This window comes from Streptomyces sp. NPDC005402 (genome assembly GCF_040606575.1).
In the GTDB taxonomy this organism is placed as follows: domain Bacteria; phylum Actinomycetota; class Actinomycetes; order Streptomycetales; family Streptomycetaceae; genus Streptomyces.
In genome coordinates, this window is the sequence record NZ_JBEXFB010000001.1 from 411,048 (window position 1) to 432,392 (window position 21,345).

Consider the following 21,345-nt stretch of genomic DNA (forward strand, 5'->3'; position numbering starts at 1 on the left):
GTCTCGTCATAAGGCTGTTCCCTGGGGGAAAGGCTTCGGTCGCCGGCCGTTGTCGGCGCCGTGAGACTGAGCGGACTGTCGCAACACGCCGAGAGGCCGGTCAAGGCGGAAAATGACTGAAAAGGGGATTGTTTGCGCTCGTTGCCAAGAGTTGACGAGGGCGGGAAGTTTCGTTAGCTCTGACATGGAGGTATCGCGACGATTCCCTTGGCGGGTTCTCGCACTCCGCTTGCCTGACTCGAACGTGCCGCGAACGCGCCTCGGACATGCCTTGGACATGCCTTGGTCATGACGAAGCCCCGTCGGCCGTGCATGCCGACGGGGCCACACCCCGCTCTCAGCCGGTCGGAACCCCGGCTTCCAGGTACAGAGCCGCCCCGCGCTCCCGCGCCCGCAACGCCCACCTCAGTCGCTCGTAGCGCACCGGCGGCAGCAGCTCCGCGGCCTCCTCCTCGCTGGCGAAACACCAGCCGCGCAGCTCGGGGCCGGGCAGCAGGACCTGGCGTGCCTCGGTGGAGTCGAGCCGCCCGCCGTCGAAGAGGAGGCGCAGTCCGCCGTATCCGGGAGGCACGGGCGGTTCCCAGTCGACGACCAGGAGCCGGGGTACGTCGTCCAGCCGGATACCGGTCTCCTCGGCGACCTCGCGCACCCCGGCCCGCGCGGGCGCCTCACCGGGTTCGACGACACCGCCGGGGAACTCCCAGCCGGCCTTGTAGGTGGGGTCGACGAGCAGCACCCGGTCCCGCTCGTCGAAGAGGAGGACCCCGGCGGCCACCGTCTCGGCGGTGGGCTCCGGGGTCTGCACGATGTCGCACGCGGGTACCGTCCCGGCGCCGACGTCCTCGGCGATGCGGACGGCCGTCTCGTACGGGGTGAGCGCGCTGCTGTCGATCAGATGGGCGTCGGCGGTGAGCCAGGAGGCGAGGGCGGCCCGGTAGGGCTCGATGTGGTCGTACGCCCAGTGCCCCTGCCCCACCTGGCCGAGCGGCAGGGTCGGCGGGGTCTCCCGCCCGGCTATTCGCGCACGCAGGATCGTTTCCGCCGGTGCGAGGAGAATGTGCCGGACACTGATCCGGCGGGCGGCGAGGCCGCCGAAGATCTCGTCGCGGTACTCCTGACGCAGCAGGGTCATGGGGACCACGAGGGTCCCGCCCAGCTCCGCGAGCATCGCGGCCGCCGTGTCGATCACCAGGCGTCGCCAGATCGGCAGGTCCTGGAAGTCGCCGACCTCGGCGAGGTGCTTGGGCGGCAGCAGGTGCACGACCGCCGCGCCGATGTCCTCGGGGTCGAAGAGCGTGCTGTTCGGGATCAGTTCGATCAGTTCCCGTGCGGTGGTGGTCTTCCCCGCACCGAACGCGCCGTTGATCCAGACGATCACGGACTCCCCCTCTTCTGTTTGGCCCCCTGTGGCTTGCCCGTTCCACCCTGCCACGGAAACCAGCCGCAGATGAGGGCGCACGAACACGGCACCGGGGCCCCTCCTTGGAGGGGCCCCGGTGCCGTGGGGGTGCCCGGCGCCCTGGCCCTGCACGCCGATGCCGGTGGTGGTGTGGAGCCGCAGTCCGTAGGCACGGGCGGCCCGGCGCCGGCCGTGCCGTTGCCTCGGCGCCGCCTGGCTACGACCTCGACGAGGGCCGTGGGTGCCCCGGCGAGGAGTGGCCGCCTCGCGGAAGGCGGCCACCGCCGAGTCCCCGCCAGGGGCCGTGCGGCGCTCGTCAGCTGCTCTGCCCGAGGGCGGTCCCGTCCAGGCTCTCGTCGGTGACGGGGTGGTCGAGGGTGCTGAGGGTCTTGTCCACATCGCCGTGATCGCGCTCCTCGCCCATGGAGTGCGAGGGAGTGATCGCCGCGACGACGAAACCGGTGGCGAGGGAGGCGATGGCGAGCATGCTGCGCTTCTTCATGACCTGATCAACGGCACCGGACGGAATGGGTCACGCTGCCGTACGCCGCACCGCTCCCTTCCACCACAGTCCAACACGTCCTAACGTAAACGCCCACATGATGACGCGTACATGCTGTCATCACACCTTCCGCTGGTTCGGAGGAACGTAACGATGCGTCACCTTCACACCCGCACGACCCGCCGAAGGACGGTCGCCGCCCTCATGGTGCTGCTGTTCGCGGTGCCCGGGGCGGCCCCCGCCGTCGCGAACGAGGAGAGCGCGAGCTCGCCCGCTCTGGCCGACGGCCTCGCCCTCACCCCGCCCATGGGCTTCAACAACTGGAACTCCACCCACTGCCGGGCCGAGTTCGACGAGTCCATGGTCAAGGGAATCGCGGACATCTTCGTCGACAAGGGCCTCAAGGACGCCGGGTACCAGTACGTCAACCTCGACGACTGCTGGGCCCTGCCGAACCGGGACGCCGACGGCAAGCTCGTCCCGGACCCGGCCCGCTTCCCGAACGGGATCAAGGCGGTCGCCGACTATGTGCACTCCAAGGGGCTCAAGCTCGGCATCTACACCAGCGCGGGCACCAAGACGTGCAGCAACGTCGGTTTCCCGGGCGCGCTGGGCCACGAGTACAGCGACGCCCGGCAGTTCGCCGACTGGGGCGTCGACTACCTCAAGTACGACAACTGCAACAACCAGGGCGTGGACGCCAAGCTGCGCTACACCACCATGCGTGACGCCCTCAAGGCGACCGGCAGACCGATCGTCTACAGCATCTGCGAATGGGGCCAGAACAAGCCCTGGGAGTGGGCCGCCGACGTCGGCCACCTGTGGCGCACCACCGGCGACATCAGCGACACCTGGGGCTCGATGCTCTCGATCCTCAAGCAGAACCTGCCCCTGGCCTCCTACGCCGGCCCAGGCCACTGGAACGACCCCGACATGCTGGAGGTCGGCAACGGCGGCATGACGGACACCGAGTACCGCTCGCACTTCTCGATGTGGTCGGTCATGGCCGCGCCCCTGCTGATCGGCAGCGACCTGCGCTCGGCCTCCGCGGAGACCTTCGAGATCCTCGCGAACAAGGAGGTCATCGCCGTCGACCAGGACCCCCTCGGCCAGCAGGGCGCCGTGGTCTCGTCCGACGGCGGCCGCTGGGTCGTCGCCAAGGAGATGAAGGACGGCAGCCGTACGGTCGCCCTGTTCAACGAGTCGAGCAGCCCGCAGCGCATCGCCACGACCGCCAAGGCCGTCGGCCTGCCCGATGCGGACGCGTACACCGTGCGGGACCTGTGGCAGCACAGGAGCTACAACACCGCGGGCGCCATCTCGGCGACCGTCCCCGCGCACGGCACGGTTCTCGTACGGGTATCCGCCGACCGCAGGTGGCAGCAGTACCCGCCCGCCGTCGAACTCGGCCTGGACGGCGACCTCTTGGTGCAAGCGGGCCTTCCGGCCGCGCTGACGACCACGGTCACCGACCTCGGGCGCACCCCGGCCAGGCAGGTCTCCGTACGGCTGTCCGGTCCCGCGGGCTGGGCCGTGAAGGCGACCTCGCCGACCTCCGCCGCGGCCCTGTCCACGGGCCGTTCGCTGCGCACGAAGTGGTCGCTCACCGCTCCCCAGGGGACGCCGACGGGGTCGTACGACCTGACGCTCAAGGCGAGTTACCGTTCACCGACCGGTGTCCGGGTCGACAGCACACTGCCCTTCAGCGCGACCGTGGTGGTCCCGCCCCCCTCGGGCACCTCAGAGCTCGGTGATCTGCCGTGGCTGTCGGCGGCCAACGGCTACGGTCCCGTCGAACGCGACACCAGCAACGGGGAGAGCGCCGCGGGCGACGGACATCCGATCACCATCGGCTCGGTGGTGTACGCCAAGGGGCTCGGGGTGCACGCGGAGAGCTCCGTCGAGTACTACACGGGCGCGGCCTGCGAGACGGTCACCGCGCAGGTCGGCGTCGACGACGAGAAGGGCGCGAACGGCACGGTCGCCTTCGAGGTGTGGGCGGACGGCACCAAGGTGGCGTCCACCGGGGTCCTGACCAACGCCATGCCGGCCCAGCCGCTCACCGCGGACGTCACCGGCGCCCGGCTGGTCCGGCTGGTCGTCACCGACGGCGGCGACGGCATCGACTCGGACCACGCCGACTGGGGCGACGCGCGGTTGAGTTGCTGAGAACCGCCGTACGCACAGGGCGGCCGGGCCCCTCGTCGGACCCGGCCGCCAAGTGAACGTTTCTCCCGACCTCGTCGGCCCGTTCGTCAGACCGCGGCGGCCGTGTCGGCCCGCTTGGCCAGGGCCGCCGCGGCCGCCCCGACCAGTCCGGCGTCCGTGCCCATCTGCGCGGGCACGATCGTCAGACGCTGGACGAAGGACAGGGTGGCGTAGTCGGCCAGTGCCTTGCGCAGCGGTTCGAAGAGGACGTCACCCGCCTTGCCGACCCCGCCGCCGATGACCGCGATGTCGATCTCCACGAGGGTCGCGGTGGCCGCGATGCCGGCGGCCAGCGCCTGGGCCGCCCGCGCGAAGGAGGCCACGGCGACCGGATCGCCGCCCCGGGCCGCGTCGGCCACCGCGGCGGCGGACGTGTCACCGTCGGGACCGGGCCGCCAGCCGTTCTCCAGCGCGCGTCGGGCGATGTTCGGACCGCTGGCTATGCGCTCCACACAGCCGCGCCCGCCGCACGGGCACAGGTCGCCGTCGAGCTCGACGCTGATGTGGCCGATGTGACCGGCGTTGCCGGTGGGCCCCGCGTGCAGCTGACCGTTCAGCACCAGACCGCCGCCGACGCCGGTCGACACGACCATGCACAGCGCGTTGTCGTGCCCGCGCGCGGCTCCCTGCCAGTGTTCCGCCGCCGTGATGGCCACACCGTCGCCGATCAGCTCCACGGGGAGCCCGCCGGCTGCCTCCCGGACCCTGCGGACCAGCGGGAAGTCGCGCCAGCCCGGGACGTTCACCGGGCTCACGGTGCCGGTGGAGGCGTCCACCGGGCCCGCACTGCCGATGCCGAGGGCGCCTGCGCGCCCCCACAGCGGCGAGTCCGTGAGCTCACCGAGGGTCTCCTCGACGGCGCGCATCACACTCTCGCCGTCCTCCTGCGCCGGCGTGGCGCGCTGTGCCCGGAGCAGTATCCGGCCGTGGCCGTCCACCAGCGCTCCGGCGATCTTGGTGCCGCCGATGTCGAGCGCAGCCACGAGGTCGGTGTGCATCAGTGTCAGTTCTCCCCGGTCAACCTTGAGGAATGGACAGGCCGGTCTCGCGGTGGAGCGCAGGCCGACAGATTGCGGTGGACAGTGTCTCCCGCATCTGACAACGTTGTCCAGGCTCTATGCTCGACGCCACATCCTCATACAAAAACATGGACCGTCGCATCCCCGTCGACGACAGGACAGGACGCCGTATCGTGCCCGACACCCACAGCCGAGCAGACCGCCTCTCCACGACCCGGTACGGCAACCGCCCGACCATGAAGGACGTGGCCGCGCGAGCCGGCGTAGGGCTCAAGACGGTCTCACGCGTGGTCAACGGCGAACCGGGCGTCACACCCGAGACGGAACACCGGGTCCGGGAGGCCATCGAGGCCCTCGGCTTCCGCCGCAACGACAGCGCGCGCGTGCTGCGCAAGGGCCGTACGGCGAGCATCGGCCTGGTCCTGGAGGACCTGGCGGACCCGTTCTACGGTCCGCTCAGCCGTGCGGTGGAGGAGGTGGCCCGGGCCAACGGCGCCCTGCTCATCAACGGTTCCAGCGCCGAGGATCCGGAGCGCGAGCAGGAACTGGTGCTGGCGCTGTGCGCCCGGCGTGTGGACGGTCTGGTGGTCATTCCGGCCGGTGACGACCACCGTTATCTGGAGCCGGAGCTGAAGGCGGGCGTGGCCACGGTGTTCGTGGACCGTCCGGCGGGCCGGATCGACGCCGACGTCGTCCTCTCCGACAATTTCGGCGGTGCCCGCGACGCCGTGGCCCACCTCATCGCCCACGGCCACCGGCGGATCGGCTTCATCGGCGACATGCCCCGCATCCACACGGCCGTCGAGCGGCTGCGCGGATACCGGGCCGCCATGGAGGACGCCGGCATCGAGGTGGCGGACGCCTGGACGTCGCTGGGCGTCACCGACCCGGAGCGGGTGCGCCGGGCGGCCGAGGAGATGCTCCGGGGCCCCTCCCCCGTCACCGCGATCTTCACGGGCAACAACCGGGTGACGGTCACCGTGATCCGGGTCCTCGCCGGACACACCCGCCGGGTCGCCCTCGTCGGCTTCGACGACATCGAACTCGCCGATCTGCTGCAGCCGGGCGTCACCGTCGTGGCCCAGGACGCGGCGACGCTGGGGCGTACCGCCGCGGAGCGGCTGTTCCGCCAGTTGGACGGCACGCTGCTGACGCCGGAGCGGATCGAACTGCCGACGCGGCTGATCACCCGGGGCTCGGGCGAGCTGCCGCCGGCGGACTGAGCGACCGATGGACGACTTCACTCTGGAGGCACTCGGCCTGGCCGAGGCTCCTCGCGATCATCCGCTGACCTATCCCGGCGCCTGGCCGGCGGACTCCGCGCTGCTCGACGGTGACCGGCTGGTACCGCTGCCCCGCGACCGACGGTGGCACGAGGACCGCGCGCCCGTTCTCGCGGTCGGCTCCAACGCCAGTCCGGGGCAACTGCGGCACAAGATGGCCGAGTTCGGGATCACCTCCCCGATCCCGATGGTCAGGGCACGAGTGACCGGCGTCGACGTGGGCGTCTCCGCGCATGTGAGCCGTATGGGATACGTGTCCGCGTCACCCTTCGAAGCGCCGGGCGCCGTACGGGAGTTGTTCGTCCTCTGGCTGGACCCCGAGCAACTCGCGGTCGTCGACGCGAGCGAGGGGGTGCCACTGCCGAACGGCAACTACGGGCGCGCCTGGCTGCCCGGAGTGCGGGTCGAGCTGCCAGGCGGCGTCACGCTGCCGGGCGTCCACTCGTACGTCAACCGCCACGGCGTCCTGCACGACGGCACCGGCGCTCCGCGCACCCACCCCGGCCAGCGGGAGCTGCTGACCGAACTCCTCGTGGGATCGGCCAGGTTGCGGGAGCTGTTCGGCGTCACGCCGGAGGAGTTCGTGGCACGGGCCCGCGCCGACCGGCTGCTGTGCGAGGCGGGCACCCGGCTGTTCGCCGACGAGAAGCGGGTCACGGAGTCCGGCCTGGAGCGGTACGTGAGCGTTCAGCAGACCGGGAGCCCCGGCACCGGCTCGTCGTTGTTCCCGCCCTTGAGGTAGACGTCGCTGACATAGACGCCGGTGTTGCCGCTGTCGTCGTCCGTCTTCGCCCACCAGACGTTGGTCCACTGGCCGGACGTATCGCGGCGGCCCAGGTTCGACTGACAGTAGAAGTAGTTGATGCCTGCATTGAGGACACCCGCCTCGGCGCCGGAGGCGGTGTAGGACTTGGCGGTCTTCCAAACGGTGCAGTTGTACTTCCCGCCGCCGGTGGCGGTGCAGGCGGGGGCCGGTGCCGGGGTGCTGGGGTCGCCGTCCCCGGTCGTACCGCCGTCCCCGGAGTCGTTTCCGCCCGCATCGTCGCCACCCGGGCCACCGCCGTCCGCCGAGGCGGTCGCGGAGGCACGGCTCGTGGGTCCGGTACTGCCGTCCTTGCCCGGCGTCTGCTTCGCGCTCGGGGTCTTCTTGGCCTGCCCGTCGGTCAGCGCGGCGCTGCCCGGACCTTCGGCGTCGGTGTGCGCGGAGGCGGAGGCGGAGGCCTCCTCACTCGTGCCGGACGCGATCGGCCGGGCGTCGGCTTCGGCTCTGCCCGCGTTGTTCATCAGCGCGACAGCCGTGCCGGCCACCGCGAGAACGGCCGCGACGGCCGCTGCGGCGAGCAGGACGCGCCTGTTACGACGGGGCGTACGGGAGGGGGCCATGGGGGTCGTGTCACGAGACATCCCGTAGCTGTGCGCCAAAGGCTGCGGAGAGGCGGCGGATGCCCCTGAGCCGTGTGCCGGACCGCCGCCCGGAGAGGGGGTGTCGAAGCCCTGCTCCGGCGAGGCGGCCTGTCCCCCGGCACTGTCCGGGGAAGCGGACCCCACCCACCAGGGCGTCGGGGCCTCGGCCTGCCCCGTGGCACCCACGGCAGGCTGACCCGCACCGCCGTCCTGAACACCCTCCGTACCCTGCCCAGGAGTCCCGGACACGGAGGCCGCCGCTGGTCCGGTCGGCTGCGCGGCTCCCGGCACAGCTGCCGCTCTGGTCCCCGCCGTTTCGCTTTCATCGGAACCCTGGGCCGGCGCGGTCCCCTGCGCAGATCCGGGACCGGCCGATGCCCCCGGCGCCGCCGGAACGAACGGGGCGCTCTCGGCCTGCCCCGCCGATCCCGCCGTACCGCGCAAGGTCGCCGTGGGGCTGTCCGCCCCGGCCTCGGCCCCGTCGGCAACCGCCTGCAACAGCACGCGCGCCTCCTCGGCCCCCGGGCGGGCCTCGGGCCGCTTGTCCAGCAGGCGCTGGAGAACGGGGCCGAGCGGGCCGGCACGGTGGGATTCGGGGAGCGGCTCGCCGACGATCGCGGTGAGGGTGGAGAACGTCGACGTACGGCGGAACGGCGAGGCCCCCTCGATGGCCGCGTACAGCGTGGCGCCGAGGGCCCACACGTCGGAGGCCGGTCCCGGATCGGCGCCCTGGGCGCGCTCGGGGGCCATGTAGTCCAGGGAGCCGACGAGATGACCGGTGCGGGTGAGGTTGGTGGCCGAACCGTCGCCCGGGTCGTCCATCGTGGCGATGCCGAAGTCGGTGAGCAGGACGCGACCGGAGCGGTCGAGCAGGATGTTGCCGGGCTTGACGTCCCGGTGCAGTACGCCCGCCTCGTGGGCGGCGGCCAGGGCGTCCATGACCTTGGCGCCGATTCCGGCCGCCTCCCGCGGGTCAAGGGTCCCCTGCTTGCGCAGCACCTGGTCCAGGGAGGGGCCCTCGACCAGCTCCATGACGATCAGCGGGCGTCCGTCGACCTCGGCCACGTCGTGCACCGCGACGACGCCGGGATGGCGGACCCGGGCCGCCGCGCGGGCCTCGCGCTGCATCCGCAGCCGCAAATCGGCGAGTTCGGGGCCGTCCGCATCGGTGTAGGTGCGCAGTTCCTTGACCGCGACCTCACGGCCGAGCACCTCGTCGACGGCCCGCCAGACCACTCCCATGCCACCGCGCCCGAGCTGGGCCACGACACGATAACGCCCGGCCAGCAAGCGATTGGTCTCGTCCTGGCCCTTTCCGTTGGTCTCCCCCGAAGACACAGCTGCCCCGTTCCTGTGACACGTCAATGCGTGCGGTACAGACTACGGGGCAGGAGTGACAACTCCAGTCGACGGTTGCGACTGTGACAGGTCCGCTACTTCCCGGTCGAGACGGTCAGATCACCGCGCCGGGGCGCCGCGTAGCCCTCCAGGTCGGCCCGGGTCAGGCCGGTCAGCCGCGCGACCTCGCCGATGTCCAGGGCGCCGCAGTCGAGACCGCGCAGCAGATAGCCGCTGAGCGCCTTGGCGGTGGCGGGCTCGTCCATGACGTCGCCGTCGAGTCGGCCTGCGTACCGGGCGAGACGGCCTGCGGCCTGCTCGAAGCCCTCGCGGTAGAAGGCGAACACGGCCGCGTACCGGGTGGGGATGTGGCCGGGGTGCATGTCCCAGCCCTGGTAGTAGGCGCGGGCCAGCGCCCGGCGCGTCAGGCCGTAGTGCAGCCGCCAGGCGTCGTGGACCTTCGCCGTCGGGCCGACCGGCAGGACGTTCGTGGAGCCGTCCGAGACCCGTACGCCGGTGCCCGCGGCCGCTACCTGCATGACCGCCTTGGCGTGGTCGGCGGCGGGGTGGTCGCTGGCCTGGTGGGCGGCCGAGACGCCGAGGCAGGCGCTGTAGTCGAAGGTGCCGTAGTGCAGCCCGGTGGCGCGGCCCTCGGCGGCCCGGATCATACGGGCGACCGTGGCGGTGCCGTCGGTGGCCAGAATGGACTGGCTGGTCTCGATCTGGATCTCGAAGCCGAGCCGGCCGGTGTCCAGGCCGTGTGCTTTCTCGAAGGCCTCCAGGAGCCGGACGAACGCGGTGACCTGCTCGGCGTAGGTCACCTTCGGCAGGGTCAGCACCAGCCCCTCGGGCAGGCCGCCGGCCGCCATCAGGCCGGTCAGGAAGACGTCGAGGGTCCGGATGCCCCGGTCCCGGACGGCCGCCTCCATGCACTTCATGCGGATGCCCATGTACGGCGCCGCTGTGCCGTTCTCGTACGCCTCGGCGATCAGCCGGGCCGCGCGGGCCGCCGCCTCGTCCTCCTCCGCGTCCGGGCGCGGACCGTAGCCGTCCTCGAAGTCGACGCGCAGGTCCTCGATCGGCTCGTGCTCCAGCTTGGCCCGCACGCGCGCGTGGACGGGCTCGGCGAGTTCGTCGGACAGCCCGAGAACGGCGGCGAAGGACGCGGCGTCCGGCGCGTGTTCGTCGAGGGCGGTGAGGGCCTTGTCGCCCCAGGAGCGGATGGTGTCGGCGGCGAAGACGTCACCGGGGACGTAGACGGTGTGCACGGGCTGGCGGGTGCCGGGGTCTCCGGGATAGCGGCGCTCCAGTTCGGCGTCGACCGGCGCGAGGGAGGCGCTGATCTCCTCGCTGACGGCGCCCGCGAGGCTCGTCGCCACCTGCTCCTGCTGGCCCTGACCCATCCCACAGCCTCCTGTTTTCCGCTCTGCGGAATCAACAATCCGTAGAGCGAAGTTATCCGCGAAGCTTCCCGACGGTCAACACCCCGTCCACAGCTTGAGCCGCCGCGTTCATACAAGGTGCCGAGATGTCCTACGCCGTCTACCGCACTCCGGTTCGAACATTCATCCTGTCCCGTCGGGAGGGAAACAACATGTCGGACACCCACAGAATGACGCGTCGTATGGGCCTCAGAACCGCCATGGCCGCCGCCGTCACCGTGCCGCTGATGGGCATGCTGCCGGCCTCCGCCGCCAAGCCGCACCACCGCCGACTCGATGTCATGACGTTCAATCTCCGCTTCGCCAGTACCTCCGAACCCAACAGCTGGGCCGCCCGGCGCCCGGTGATGCGCCGGCTGCTCCGCCAGGAGGCCCCCACCCTGATGGGCACCCAGGAAGGCCTCTACCAGCAGCTGCTCGACATCCACTCCGACCTCGGGCCGCACTACGACTGGATCGGCACCGGCCGCGAGGGCGGCAGCCACGACGAGTCCACGGCGGTCTTCTACGACAACCGGCGCCTGGCTCCCGTCGAGCACGACACGCACTGGCTCTCCGACACACCCCAGGTCATCGGCTCGAACACCTGGGGCGCCGCCCTCCCCCGGATCGTCACCTGGGTCCGCTTCCGCGACCGGGCCGCGGGCGGACGGGAGTTCTACGTCCTCAACACCCACTTCGACCATGTGGGCCAGTACGCGCGCGTGCGTTCCGCACAGTTCCTCGGCCAGAAGATCGCCGGGTTCGACCGGGCGCTACCGGTCCTGGTGACCGGCGACTTCAACGCCGCGGCCCACGACAACCAGGCGTACGACACCCTCCTCGCCACGGGACTCGTCGACACCTGGGACGCGGCCGCCGAACGCAGCGAGCTGTACGCGACCTTCCACGGCTACCAGCCCCTCGCCCCCGACGGCGAGCGCATCGACTGGATCCTCGCCACGCCCGGCACGATCGTGCACCGGGCCGCCGTCAACACCTTCGCGAAGAACGGGCAGTTCCCGAGCGACCACCTGCCGGTGCAGGCCACCCTGACCCTGGGATGAGCCGAGGCCCCCGCGACCGCGTCGGCGGTCACGGGGGCCTCGTACGCCCGGAGCGGATCAGCCCTTGCGGGTCTTGATCTCCTCGGTGAGGGCGGGGACGACGTCGAAGAGGTCGCCGACGACGCCGTAGTCGACGAGGTCGAAGATCGGGGCCTCGGCGTCCTTGTTGACCGCGACGATGGTCTTCGAGGTCTGCATACCGGCGCGGTGCTGGATCGCACCGGAGATGCCGTTGGCGATGTACAGCTGCGGCGAGACGGACTTGCCGGTCTGGCCGACCTGGTTGGTGTGCGGGTACCAGCCCGCGTCGACGGCGGCACGCGAGGCGCCGACGGCCGCGCCGAGGGAGTCGGCGAGGGCCTCGATGATCGCGAAGTTCTCGGCGCCGTTGACGCCGCGGCCGCCGGAGACCACGATCGCGGCCTCGGTCAGCTCCGGGCGCCCGGTGGACTCACGCGGGGTACGGCCGGTCACCTTGGTGCCGGTCGCCTGCGCGGAGAAGGTCACGCTCAGCTCCGAGACCTCGCCGGCGGCCGGAGCGGCCTCGACGGCGGCGGAGTTGGGCTTCACCGTGATGACCGGGGTGCCCTTGGAGACACGGGACTTGGTGGTGAAGGAGGCGGCGAACACCGACTGGGTGGCCACCGGGCCCTCGTCGCCGGCCTCCAGGTCGACGGCGTCGGTGATGATGCCCGAGCCGATGCGCAGCGCCAGCCGGGCGGCGACCTCCTTGGCCTCGGCGGAGGACGGCACCAGCACGGCGGCCGGGGAGACGGCCTCCACGGCGGCCTGCAGGGCGTCGACCTTGGGTACGACCAGGTAGTCGGCGTACTCGGAGGCGTCGTGGGTGAGGACCTTGACGGCGCCGTGCTCGCCCAGGACGGCGGCGGTGTCGGCGGCACCGGCGCCGAGCGCGACGGCGACGGGCTCGCCGATGCGGCGGGCCAGGGTCAGCAGCTCCAGGGTGGGCTTGCGGACGGAACCGTCCACGTGGTCGACGTAGACGAGGACTTCAGCCATGGGAATGCTCTCCTGCGGATTGCGAAGGCTTAAGGGGCGGTAAGGGGGGTGAGCCTCAGCGGCCAGTGACCCTTAGATGAACTTCTGGCTCGCGAGGAACTCGGCGAGCTGCTTGCCGCCCTCGCCCTCGTCCTTGACGATCGTGCCGGCCGTGCGGGCCGGACGCTCCGCGGCGGAGTCGACCGTGGTGTAGGAGCCCTCCAGGCCGACCTGCCCGGCCTCCAGGTCCAGGTCGGACAGGTCCCAGGCCTGCACCGGCTTCTTCTTGGCCGCCATGATGCCCTTGAAGGAGGGGTAACGCGCCTCGCCCGACTGGTCGGTGACCGAGACGACGGCCGGGAGGGAGGCCTCCAGCTGCTCCGAGGCGGCGTCGCCGTCGCGGCGGCCCTTGACGGTGCCGTCCTCGACGGAGACCTCGGAGAGCAGCGTGATCTGCGGGACGCCCAGGCGCTCGGCCAGCAGGGCCGGGACGACGCCCATGGTGCCGTCGGTGGAGGCCAGACCGGAGATCACCAGGTCGTAGCCGGCCTTCTCGATGGCCTTGGCCAGTACCAGGGAGGTGCCGATGACGTCGGTGCCGTGCAGGTCGTCGTCCTCGACGTGGATGGCCTTGTCGGCACCCATGGACAGGGCCTTGCGGAGCGCGTCCTTGGCGTCCTCGGGGCCGACGGTCAGGACCGTGACCTCGACGTCGTCGTCGGAGTTCTCGGAGATCTGCAGCGCCTGCTCGACCGCGTACTCGTCGAGCTCGGAGAGCAGACCGTCCACGTCGTCCCGGTCGACGGTCAGGTCATCGGCGAAGTGCCGGTCGCCGGTGGCGTCGGGCACGTACTTCACAGTGACAACGATCCTCAAGCTCACGCCGGCTCTCCTACTGCATCGTCATTTCTCAGCTGCCTCTTGCAGGCAGCATAGGCGCCTCAAGCGGCCGATCCCGGTCGGGGCGGCTGCGCTCCGACCGCAATATTACTCACCAGTACATCCAGTTCCTGCCCGCTAAGCAAGCGCTTTGAACTGTGACCTGTGCAACGCAGCGTAATCGGAACTCGACGGCCCCGCACCAGCGGAAGCGTCGATGAGCCGATCAGTCGCGCAGGCCGTTGAACCGGCCCTGGTGGTAGAGCAGCGGCCGGCCGGCGCCCGCGGGGTCACCGAGCCGCACCTCGGCCACCACGATGCGGTGATCACCGGCGGGCACGCGTGCGTGTACCCGGCACACCATCCAGGCGAGCACGTCGTCGAGGACGGGGACACCCTCGGGCCCCTCGCGCCAGGCGGTGGGCGCGCCGAAGCGGTCGGCGCCACTGCGGGCGAAGGTGGCGGCCAGCTCTTCCTGGTGCTCGCCGAGTATGTGCACGCCGACGTGATCGGCCCGGGAGATCGCGGGCCAGCTGGAGGCGCCGGTGCCGATCCCGAAGGACAGCATGGGGGGCTCCGCGGAGACCGAGGCAAGAGAGGTGGCGGTGAAGCCGACCGGGCCGGTGTCACCGCTCGCGGTGATCACGGCGACTCCCGCCGCGTGCCGCCGGAAGACGGAGCGCAGGAGGTCGGGAGAGGCGAGCTGAGGGCTGCCGAGGTCGGACGCGGCCGTCATGCGGTGTTCCTTCTGCGAGGAGTGTCGAGCTGGACCGTGGCTGCTCAACAGGCCGGACAGCGCGCGCTCGCGGTGCGGGCGAGGTCGACGTGGACCCGTCCGAACAGAAGGAGTTCCGTAGGCATACGGTCAGGCTGACGATAGGTGCCGTGCACAGTCAAGTAGGTTCCGACATCTGGGAGATGCCTCACCGTGCGCGCCCGCCGTCAGACCGCCTCCCCGACCGCCGCTATGACGTCCGCCTTGCGCGGCTGGCCGGTGGCGCGCCGCACCACCCTGCCGTCGGCGTCGAGGACCAGCACGGTCGGCGTCTTGAGGATGTCGAGTTCGCGGACCAGGTCGAGGTTCTTCTCGGCGTCGATCTCGACGTGGACCACGCCCGGGACCATGGCCGCGACCTCGCCGAGGACCCGCCGGGTCGCCCGGCAGGGCGCACAGAAGGCGCTGGAGAACTGCACGAGCGTGGCGCGTTCACCGAGGTCCTCGCCCAACTCGGCCTCGCCGAGCCTCTTGCCGTCGTCGCGCCCGCGCACTCTCACCCTCCCGCTCCGCCGCCGTTGCAGCACCCCATAGGCGCTCGCCGTCACGAGCACCGCCACGCACACCACGAGTCCGGTCATCACCTGCACAAGCATTCACGAGACTGCAAAGATTCCCGCCTCCCGCGGGTCCGTCCGTTGCGGAATGCTTGATTCATGGACATCGATGCGAGGGGGCCGCGTTTCGGCGCGGCCGTGACGACCGTTGTACTGGCGGCCGTTCTGATCACGGGCAGCTTCTGGCTGCTGGCCTGGCAGACGCTCGCGTTCGCGCTGGGGGCGGCGGGCGGGGTAGGCCGCTCCCCGTACGGCTGGCTGTTCCGGAAGGCCGTCAGGCCGCGGATCGGGCCGCCGACCGAGTTCGAGGCACCGGAACCGCCACGGTTCGCGCAGGCGGTCGGCCTCGCCTTCGCGGCCCTGGGACTCGTGGGGTACGGAATCGGGCCAGAGTGGCTCGGACTCGCCGCCACCGGAGCGGCGCTCGCGGCAGCGTTCCTCAACGCCACGTTCCGTTACTGCCTGGGATGCGAGATGTACCTGCTCGCGCGGCGGGTGACGGTACGCACGGAGTAAAGGCGGTTTAAAAACAGCAGGACGGATCACACGGCCGACGTGACGAGAATCTCTCCCTGGGTGGGCACCAAGACTGGCTCCCCGTCCGTTCTTCGGGCACGATCTGCGAGATGCCGTAAACCTACGGCTGCGTAACTTAATGCCGGGAGCTTCCCAGGCAGAGCAGGAAGGGCTCACCCCGCCCATGGCAGAGCTTGTCTACCGCCCCGTCGTCGGATTCGCCCAGGCGCTGTTCAAGGCCTGGGACCTCAAGATCGACTGCAAGGGTTCGGAGAACATCCCGCGCTCGGGCGGCGCCGTGCTGGTGAGCAACCACATCAGCTACCTGGACTTCGTCTTCAACGGCATGGCCGCGCTCCCGCAGAAACGTCTCGTGCGTTTCATGGCGAAGGAGTCCGTCTTCCGCCACAAGGTCTCGGGGCCACTGATGCGCGGGATGAAGCACATCCCGGTCGACCGCACGCAGGGCGAGACCGCTTACGCCCACGCTCTGGAGTCGCTGCGGTCGGGCGAGATCGTGGGGGTCTTCCCGGAGGCGACGATCTCGCAGTCCTTCACACTGAAGAGCTTCAAGTCGGGTGCGGCGCGGATGGCACAGGAGGCGGGTGTCCCCCTGATCCCGATGGCCCTCTGGGGTACGCAGCGGATCTGGACCAAGGGGCACCCCCGCAACTTCAAGCGCAGCCACATCCCGATCACGATCCGGGTCGGCGAGGCGATCGAGGCTTCCCGGGACAAGTACGCCGGGGCCATCACGCGCCAGGTTCGGGAGCGGGTCAACGAGCTCCTCGAAGCCGCGCAGCGTGCGTATCCGGTGCGGCCGAAGGGGCCGGACGACACGTGGTGGATGCCGGCGCATCTCGGGGGGACGGCGCCCACACCGGAAGCGGTGCGGGAAGCCGAGGCGCGATAGCTGTTCGGCCGCGCGCCAGTGGGGACCGGTCGCGCGGTCACCGAGTCCGTGGGGCCGGACCGCGAGGTGCGTGAAGCCGGGCGCGAGGGCACGCACCTCGTCGGACACGGTCGGGGCGAGAGGCATCGCGTGCCTCAGAGTCCGATGGGGAGCGTCTTCCAGAGGTAGGGCCGGTCGGGGGCAGCCTTGAGGACGTTCAGGACGACCGGGTGCGGTTCGGCGTACAGGACCGGGTAGTCCATCTCGTGGGACTCCGACTCGGGCGTGAAGGCCAGCCGCTCGCCGTCCAGGGAGAACTGGGCATCCACACCGGGCTTGTTGCCCCGGGGATCCTGGCGGTGCCAGGCGCCGTTGAACCGCACGGCGACCAGACCGTGCACCACGTCGAACTTCTGATAACAGAGCGCGGTCGGAATGTCCTCGGCGCGCAGCAGCGCGGTCAGCGCGTGAGCCTTGGCGTAGCAGATGCCGGTGCCCTGCTCCAGGACGTCGGAAGCCCTCCAGGTGACCCGGAGGTCGCCGGAGTCCTGGGAGTGCGGGATCGTGTCGCGGACGTACTCGAAGGCCAGCCGCGCATAGGCATACGAGTCGACCGCCTCTTTGGCGAGACGCGCGGCCACCTCCCGGACGGTCGGGTGGCCATGGTCGATCACCTCGTCAGCGGCCAAGTACGCGGAAAGGTCAGGGGTGTTCTGGATCAGCTCCATGCCCGCAGAGCATAGGAAGACGATCACCCCGCAGTCAATCGATTTACGCTACTCGGTATATTTATGCAGAGTAGGAGTGCACGGTCACCACCTGGGACGCGCTCCACCGCTGCTCGACCGTGGCGAGCCTGGTCCAGCCCAGCCGTTCGTACAGGGTCGCCGCGGCGGTGTCGGACGCGACGACGTCGAGCACCGGGTGCAGGCCGCGCTGCCGTGCTTCCCGCACCACCCGGCCCATCAGCAGGGCGCCCATCCCGTGCCCTCTCGCCTGGGGGGCGACGAACAACCGCCCGACCACCGCGGTCTGTTGAATGCTCGTGCCGTTGCGCTCACTCCAGAGGGCGGGGGCCAGGTCGCCTTCGGCGCTGCGGGCGAGGCTGACGTGACCCGCCACCCGCCCGTCCAGATCGGCGACCCAACTGCCCAGCGCCGAGGCCTGCGTCAGCCAGTCACCGGGCCGGGCAGGCCAGTTCACCGGATAACCGTCGCGGCGGTGGACCTCCGCCAGTGCCCGCACACATGCTTCGACGTCGTCATCGGTCCGCGGCCGGACCCGGGGCTGGGTTTTCTCCACACCGGCATGCAAGCACAGGCGGCCTGCGGCCCGGCGCGCGCCTGCGCCTGTCCGGCGGATGAGGCCGGCGTCGCGGGTCCGGCGCGCTCTCCCTCCAAGGGGGCCCCGCCGCGTTGCCCGCCGCGGCAGCGGCTGATCGACACGACTCCCGCCGCCTCGCAGCCGGACGCGCCAGACCCGCTCGGCTCAGCCGGGATGCGGACTTCGTCGCAGCGGGCCCGATCCACCGGACAGGCTCAGCGCGCCATCTCCTCCTTGAGCGCCGCCACGAACATGTCCACGTCGTCCTCGGTGGTGTCGAAGGCGCACATCCAGCGGACGACGCCCGCGGTCTCGTCCCAGAAGTAGAAGCGGAAGCGCTTCTGCAGACGCTCGCTCACGTCGTGCGGGAGTTTGGCGAAGACACCGTTGGCCTGGACCGGGTAGAGGATCTCCACGCCGTGGACGGCACGGACGCCCTCGGCCAGGCGCTGGGCCATCTCGTTGGCGTGGCGGGCGTTGCGCAGCCACAGGTCCTTGGCGAGCAGGGCCTCCAACTGCACCGACACGAAACGCATCTTGGACGCCAGCTGCATGGACAGCTTGCGCAGATGCTTCATGTGGGAGACCGCGTCCTGGTTGATCACCACGACCGCCTCGCCGAACAGGGCGCCGTTCTTCGTCCCGCCGAGGGAGAGGATGTCGACGCCGACCGCGTTGGTGAACGTCCGCATGGGGACGTTCAGCGAGGCGGCCGCGTTGGCTATGCGGGAGCCGTCCAGGTGCACCTTCATGCCGTGCGCGTGGGCGTGGTCGCAGATGGCGCGGATCTCGTCGGGCGTGTAGAGGGTGCCGAGTTCCGTGGACTGGGTGATCGAGACGACCTGTGGCATCGCACGGTGCTCGTCGTCCCAGCCGTAGGCCTGCTTGTCGATCAGCTCGGGCGTGAGCTTGCCGTCCGGGGTGGGGACGGTGAGCAGCTTGAGGCCGCCCATGCGCTCGGGGGCACCGCCCTCGTCCACGTTGATGTGCGCGCTCTCGGCGCAGATCACCGCGCCCCAGCGGTCGGTGACCGCCTGGAGGGCTACGACGTTGGCGCCGGTGCCGTTGAAGACCGGGAACGCCTCGGCCGTGGCCCCGAAGTGGCTGCGGATGACGCCCTGCAGGTTCTCGGTGTAGTCGTCCTCGCCGTACGCGACCTGGTGCCCGCCGTTGGCGAGGGCCAGGGCGGCGAGCACCTCCGGGTGGGCCCCGGCGTAGTTGTCGCTGGCGAAGCCGCGGATCTCGGGGTCGTGATGGCGACGGGCGTCGGTCTTCGGGGGGTTCACGGCTTCTCGGTGAGCCACAGACGGTTTCCGTTCACTTCGGCGGCGGGCTTGTCCCAGACACCGACGATGGCCTCGGCCAGCTCCTTGACGTCCGTGAAGCCCGCGAACTTCGCGTTGGGCCGCTCGGCGCGCATGGCCTCGTGCACCAGTGCCTTCACCACCAGGATCGCAGCCGCGGAGGTCGGCCCCTCGGCGCCCCCGGCCTTGCGGAAGGCGTCGGCGAGAGCGAGCGTCCAGGCCTCGGCGGCGGCCTTGGCGGCGGCGTACGAGGCGTTGCCCGCCGTGGGCTTCGTCGCGCCTGCGGCGCTGATCAGCAGGTAGCGGCCGCGCTCGCTGCGCTGCAGGCCCTCGTAGAAGGCGAGGGAGGTGTGCTGCACGGTGCGGATGAGCAGCAGTTCCAGGAAGTCCCAGTCGTCAAGGCTCGACTTGATGAAGGTCTCGCTGCCGCGCCAGCCGCCGACGAGGTGGACCAGGCCGTCGACGCGGCCGAAGTCCTTCTCGATGTGCGCGGCCCAGTCGCGGGTGGATTCCAGGTCGAGCAGGTCGACCGGCTCGCCGGTCACGGTGGCGCCGCCGGAGGCGTAGCTCGCCGCGTCCACGGCCTCCGCGAGCCGCTCCGGGTCGTTGTCCGCGCCGACGACGGTCGCGCCCGCCTCGGCCAGTCGCAGCAGTGTCGCGCGGCCCGCGGGACCGCCCGCGCCGGCCACCGCGATCACCGCACCGCTGAGAGCTCCGTTCCCCACCATGTTCTTCGCCTCCTGAGCTGCCGCCGGAGCGGCCTGTGCGGCCGCCTGAACGGCCTGTGCAGTGTTCCCGGTGCCGCGCTCGCTCACGCGGCGACCCGCTCGGCGCTCGTGGCCGTGATGCCCCGGGTCGAGGCGATCACATGACGAAGCTTCTTGGAGAGGGCCTCATAGAACATGCTCAGCGGAAACTCGTCCGGAAGCACGTCATCGACGAGTTTCCGGGGCGGCAGCGACAGGTCGAGGGCGTCGGGGCCCTTGGCCCACTTGGAGCCCGGGTGCGGGGCGAGGTAGGTGGAGACGAGCTCGTAGCCGGCGAACCAGTGGACGAGCTTGGGGCGGTCGATGCCGTCGCGGTAGAGCTGCTCGATGTCGGCGCACAGCTGGTTGGTGACCTCGGGGGCGCGCTGCCAGTCGATGAACAGCTTGTTGTCGGTCCAGCGGACGACGTCGTGCTTGTGCAGGTAGGCGAAGAGGAGCTGACCGCCGAGCCCGTCGTAGTTGCGCACCCGCTCGCCGGTGACCGGGAAGCGGAACATGCGGTCGAAGAGGACCGCGTACTGCACGTCACGGGCCTGCGGGACGCCGTCGGCTTCCAGCTTCACGGCCTCCTTGAAGGCGGTGAGGTCGCAGCGCAGCTCCTCCAGGCCGTACATCCAGAACGGCTGGCGCTGCTTGATCATGAACGGGTCGAAGGGCAGGTCGCCGTGGCTGTGGGTGCGGTCGTGGACCATGTCCCACAGGACGAAGGCCTCCTCGCAGCGCTTCTGGTCGTGGACCATCGCGGCAACGTCCTCGGGCAGCTCGACGCCCAGGACGTCGACGGCCGCGTCGGTGACCCTGCGGAAGCGGGCGGCCTCGCGGTCGCAGAAGATACCGCCCCAGGAGAATCGTTCCGGCGCCTCGCGCACGGCGATGGTCTCCGGGAAGAGGACGGCCGAGTTGGTGTCGTAACCGGCCGTGAAGTCCTCGAACTTGATGCCGCAGAACAGCGGGTTGTCGTAGCGCGTGCGCTCCAGCTCGGCCAGCCACTCGGGCCAGACCATGCGCAGCACGACCGCCTCCAGGTTGCGGTCCGGGTTGCCGTTCTGCGTGTACATCGGGAAGACGACCAGGTGCTGGAGGCCGTCCGCGCGGTTCGCGGCGGGCTGGAAGGCCAGCAGGGAGTCGAGGAAGTCGGGCACCTCGAAGCCGCCCTCCGACCAGCGCAGGAGGTCCTTGACGAGGGCGGCGTGGTAGTCGGCGTCGTGGGGCAGCAAGGGCGACAGCTCCTGCACCGCGTCGACGACACGCCGTACGGAGGCCTCGGCGTCCGCGCGTGGGGGTGCGCTCTCGGCCTCGAAGTCGATCGACCCGTCCTTGGACTGCCATGGCCGGATCCGCTCCACGGCATCCTTGAGCACAGGCCATGCCGGGTGCTCCACCACCCTGGTCACGGGAGGAACCTGGTCCCCCGAAGCCGCCTGCACAAGAATTTCCGTCATGTCCCATCCTCCACGGGAGAAGCTCACGTATGGAGACCGTATACATACGAGCTTCCGCCCAGCAAGAGCGGTTACGGGAAGTTATCCTGCGCACCCCAATGGTCACCGAACTTTTTCCTGTCGAGTGCCATGAACACCGCGATTCCGGGTAAGAGATCCCGCTCCCCCACACGTCACCGCGTTCCCCCGTGTACGCACGGGTCCATCACACGGCGTAGCCGTTAGGCTGCGGCTCTGCACCGAGCCGCCG

Annotated in this window: 20 protein-coding genes and 1 pseudogene; 6 read left to right on the plus strand and 15 right to left on the minus strand. The window is 70.6% G+C overall.

Annotated elements, in window-relative coordinates; translation table 11 throughout:
* Window positions 1–337: 337 nt before the first annotated feature.
* On the minus strand, window positions 338–1,378 hold the full coding sequence (locus ABZT02_RS01895; protein WP_356013195.1) for an NUDIX domain-containing protein: 1,041 nt from the start codon (window positions 1,376–1,378) through the stop codon (window positions 338–340).
* A 337-nt stretch (window positions 1,379–1,715) separates the two neighbouring features.
* On the minus strand, window positions 1,716–1,901 hold the full coding sequence (locus ABZT02_RS01900) for a hypothetical protein (protein WP_356013196.1): 186 nt from the start codon (window positions 1,899–1,901) through the stop codon (window positions 1,716–1,718).
* A 153-nt stretch (window positions 1,902–2,054) separates the two neighbouring features.
* Here ABZT02_RS01900 and ABZT02_RS01905 point away from each other — a divergent pair, with 153 nt between their 5' ends.
* Window positions 2,055–4,070, plus strand: coding sequence for an NPCBM/NEW2 domain-containing protein (locus ABZT02_RS01905; protein ID WP_356013198.1), 2,016 nt, complete (start codon window positions 2,055–2,057; stop codon window positions 4,068–4,070).
* Window positions 4,071–4,156: 86 nt separating this feature from the next.
* Here the strand turns inward: ABZT02_RS01905 and ABZT02_RS01910 are convergent, their stop codons facing one another.
* On the minus strand, window positions 4,157–5,107 hold the full coding sequence (locus ABZT02_RS01910; protein WP_356013200.1) for an ROK family protein: 951 nt from the start codon (window positions 5,105–5,107) through the stop codon (window positions 4,157–4,159).
* A gap of 194 nt (window positions 5,108–5,301) precedes the next feature.
* On the opposite strand from ABZT02_RS01910, the gene ABZT02_RS01915 reads away from it, so the two are divergent.
* Together ABZT02_RS01915 and ABZT02_RS01920 are read left to right on the plus strand one after the other, a co-directional pair.
* Window positions 5,302–6,351, plus strand: coding sequence for a LacI family DNA-binding transcriptional regulator (locus ABZT02_RS01915; protein ID WP_356013676.1), 1,050 nt, complete (start codon window positions 5,302–5,304; stop codon window positions 6,349–6,351).
* A gap of 7 nt (window positions 6,352–6,358) precedes the next feature.
* The gene (locus ABZT02_RS01920) at window positions 6,359–7,153 is read left to right on the plus strand and encodes a hypothetical protein (RefSeq protein WP_356013202.1); all 795 of its coding nucleotides are present in this window, start codon (window positions 6,359–6,361) and stop codon (window positions 7,151–7,153) included.
* On the opposite strand, the gene ABZT02_RS01925 is transcribed toward ABZT02_RS01920, so the two are convergent.
* Together ABZT02_RS01925 and ABZT02_RS01930 are read right to left on the minus strand one after the other, a co-directional pair.
* Window positions 7,099–9,153 carry a protein kinase gene (locus ABZT02_RS01925; RefSeq protein WP_356013205.1) on the minus strand — a complete coding sequence of 685 codons (2,055 nt, stop codon included), beginning with the start codon at window positions 9,151–9,153 and terminating at the stop codon, window positions 7,099–7,101. The genes ABZT02_RS01920 and ABZT02_RS01925 overlap by 55 nt on opposite strands.
* A gap of 95 nt (window positions 9,154–9,248) precedes the next feature.
* Window positions 9,249–10,556 carry an aldolase gene (locus tag ABZT02_RS01930; protein WP_356013206.1) on the minus strand — a complete coding sequence of 436 codons (1,308 nt, stop codon included), beginning with the start codon at window positions 10,554–10,556 and terminating at the stop codon, window positions 9,249–9,251.
* A gap of 191 nt (window positions 10,557–10,747) precedes the next feature.
* On the opposite strand from ABZT02_RS01930, the gene ABZT02_RS01935 reads away from it, so the two are divergent.
* Window positions 10,748–11,641, plus strand: a complete 894-nt coding sequence (locus ABZT02_RS01935; protein WP_356013208.1) for an endonuclease/exonuclease/phosphatase family protein — start codon at window positions 10,748–10,750, stop codon at window positions 11,639–11,641.
* A gap of 57 nt (window positions 11,642–11,698) precedes the next feature.
* On the opposite strand, the gene ABZT02_RS01940 is transcribed toward ABZT02_RS01935, so the two are convergent.
* The 4 genes from ABZT02_RS01940 to ABZT02_RS01955 form a co-directional block, all read right to left on the minus strand.
* Complete coding sequence (locus tag ABZT02_RS01940) at window positions 11,699–12,661, minus strand: electron transfer flavoprotein subunit alpha/FixB family protein (protein ID WP_356013210.1); 963 nt, start codon at window positions 12,659–12,661, stop codon at window positions 11,699–11,701.
* A gap of 72 nt (window positions 12,662–12,733) precedes the next feature.
* The gene (locus ABZT02_RS01945) at window positions 12,734–13,522 is read right to left on the minus strand and encodes an electron transfer flavoprotein subunit beta/FixA family protein (RefSeq protein ID WP_356013212.1); all 789 of its coding nucleotides are present in this window, start codon (window positions 13,520–13,522) and stop codon (window positions 12,734–12,736) included.
* A gap of 223 nt (window positions 13,523–13,745) precedes the next feature.
* Window positions 13,746–14,255, minus strand: coding sequence for a flavin reductase family protein (locus ABZT02_RS01950; protein WP_356013214.1), 510 nt, complete (start codon window positions 14,253–14,255; stop codon window positions 13,746–13,748).
* A 206-nt stretch (window positions 14,256–14,461) separates the two neighbouring features.
* The gene (locus tag ABZT02_RS01955; protein WP_356013678.1) at window positions 14,462–14,875 is read right to left on the minus strand and encodes a thioredoxin family protein; all 414 of its coding nucleotides are present in this window, start codon (window positions 14,873–14,875) and stop codon (window positions 14,462–14,464) included.
* Window positions 14,876–14,950: 75 nt separating this feature from the next.
* On the opposite strand from ABZT02_RS01955, the gene ABZT02_RS01960 reads away from it, so the two are divergent.
* Entirely contained in the window at window positions 14,951–15,367 is a 417-nt protein-coding gene (locus ABZT02_RS01960; protein ID WP_356013216.1) for a DUF4395 domain-containing protein, read from the plus strand.
* A 184-nt stretch (window positions 15,368–15,551) separates the two neighbouring features.
* Entirely contained in the window at window positions 15,552–16,280 is a 729-nt protein-coding gene (locus ABZT02_RS01965) for a lysophospholipid acyltransferase family protein (protein WP_356013217.1), read from the plus strand.
* A 42-nt stretch (window positions 16,281–16,322) separates the two neighbouring features.
* Here the strand turns inward: ABZT02_RS01965 and ABZT02_RS01970 are convergent.
* The 6 genes and pseudogenes from ABZT02_RS01970 to ABZT02_RS01995 all read right to left on the minus strand — a co-directional run.
* A pseudogene (locus ABZT02_RS01970) lies at window positions 16,323–16,406 on the minus strand (cytoplasmic protein); the annotation flags it as partial.
* A gap of 8 nt (window positions 16,407–16,414) precedes the next feature.
* Window positions 16,415–16,987 carry a transglutaminase family protein gene (locus ABZT02_RS01975; RefSeq protein ID WP_356013219.1) on the minus strand — a complete coding sequence of 191 codons (573 nt, stop codon included), beginning with the start codon at window positions 16,985–16,987 and terminating at the stop codon, window positions 16,415–16,417.
* A 61-nt stretch (window positions 16,988–17,048) separates the two neighbouring features.
* On the minus strand, window positions 17,049–17,561 hold the full coding sequence (locus tag ABZT02_RS01980; RefSeq protein ID WP_356013221.1) for a GNAT family N-acetyltransferase: 513 nt from the start codon (window positions 17,559–17,561) through the stop codon (window positions 17,049–17,051).
* A 236-nt stretch (window positions 17,562–17,797) separates the two neighbouring features.
* A complete protein-coding gene (locus ABZT02_RS01985) occupies window positions 17,798–18,868 on the minus strand; it encodes a low specificity L-threonine aldolase (RefSeq protein WP_356013224.1) in 1,071 nt (356 codons plus the stop codon).
* Window positions 18,865–19,614, minus strand: coding sequence for an SDR family oxidoreductase (locus ABZT02_RS01990; protein ID WP_356013226.1), 750 nt, complete (start codon window positions 19,612–19,614; stop codon window positions 18,865–18,867). Before ABZT02_RS01990 ends, ABZT02_RS01985 begins: the two co-directional genes overlap by 4 nt.
* Window positions 19,615–19,697: 83 nt before the next feature.
* Window positions 19,698–21,095: a DUF6421 family protein gene (locus ABZT02_RS01995; protein WP_356013228.1), complete on the minus strand. Its 1,398-nt coding sequence runs from the start codon at window positions 21,093–21,095 to the stop codon at window positions 19,698–19,700.
* Window positions 21,096–21,345: the final 250 nt, after the last annotated feature.

Coding starts and splice junctions, on each gene's coding strand:
- ABZT02_RS01900 (WP_356013196.1), bottom strand. CDS start 1,901: ATGAAGAAGCGCAGCATGCTCGCCATCGCCTCCCTCGCCACCGGTTTC.
- ABZT02_RS01905 (WP_356013198.1), top strand. CDS start 2,055: ATGCGTCACCTTCACACCCGCACGACCCGCCGAAGGACGGTCGCCGCC.
- ABZT02_RS01910 (WP_356013200.1), bottom strand. CDS start 5,107: ATGCACACCGACCTCGTGGCTGCGCTCGACATCGGCGGCACCAAGATC.
- ABZT02_RS01920 (WP_356013202.1), top strand. CDS start 6,359: ATGGACGACTTCACTCTGGAGGCACTCGGCCTGGCCGAGGCTCCTCGC.
- ABZT02_RS01930 (WP_356013206.1), bottom strand. CDS start 10,556: ATGGGTCAGGGCCAGCAGGAGCAGGTGGCGACGAGCCTCGCGGGCGCC.
- ABZT02_RS01935 (WP_356013208.1), top strand. CDS start 10,748: ATGTCGGACACCCACAGAATGACGCGTCGTATGGGCCTCAGAACCGCC.
- ABZT02_RS01940 (WP_356013210.1), bottom strand. CDS start 12,661: ATGGCTGAAGTCCTCGTCTACGTCGACCACGTGGACGGTTCCGTCCGC.
- ABZT02_RS01950 (WP_356013214.1), bottom strand. CDS start 14,255: ATGACGGCCGCGTCCGACCTCGGCAGCCCTCAGCTCGCCTCTCCCGAC.
- ABZT02_RS01955 (WP_356013678.1), bottom strand. CDS start 14,875: ATGACCGGACTCGTGGTGTGCGTGGCGGTGCTCGTGACGGCGAGCGCC.
- ABZT02_RS01960 (WP_356013216.1), top strand. CDS start 14,951: ATGGACATCGATGCGAGGGGGCCGCGTTTCGGCGCGGCCGTGACGACC.
- ABZT02_RS01965 (WP_356013217.1), top strand. CDS start 15,552: ATGGCAGAGCTTGTCTACCGCCCCGTCGTCGGATTCGCCCAGGCGCTG.
- ABZT02_RS01975 (WP_356013219.1), bottom strand. CDS start 16,987: ATGGAGCTGATCCAGAACACCCCTGACCTTTCCGCGTACTTGGCCGCT.
- ABZT02_RS01990 (WP_356013226.1), bottom strand. CDS start 19,614: ATGGTGGGGAACGGAGCTCTCAGCGGTGCGGTGATCGCGGTGGCCGGC.
- ABZT02_RS01995 (WP_356013228.1), bottom strand. CDS start 21,095: ATGACGGAAATTCTTGTGCAGGCGGCTTCGGGGGACCAGGTTCCTCCC.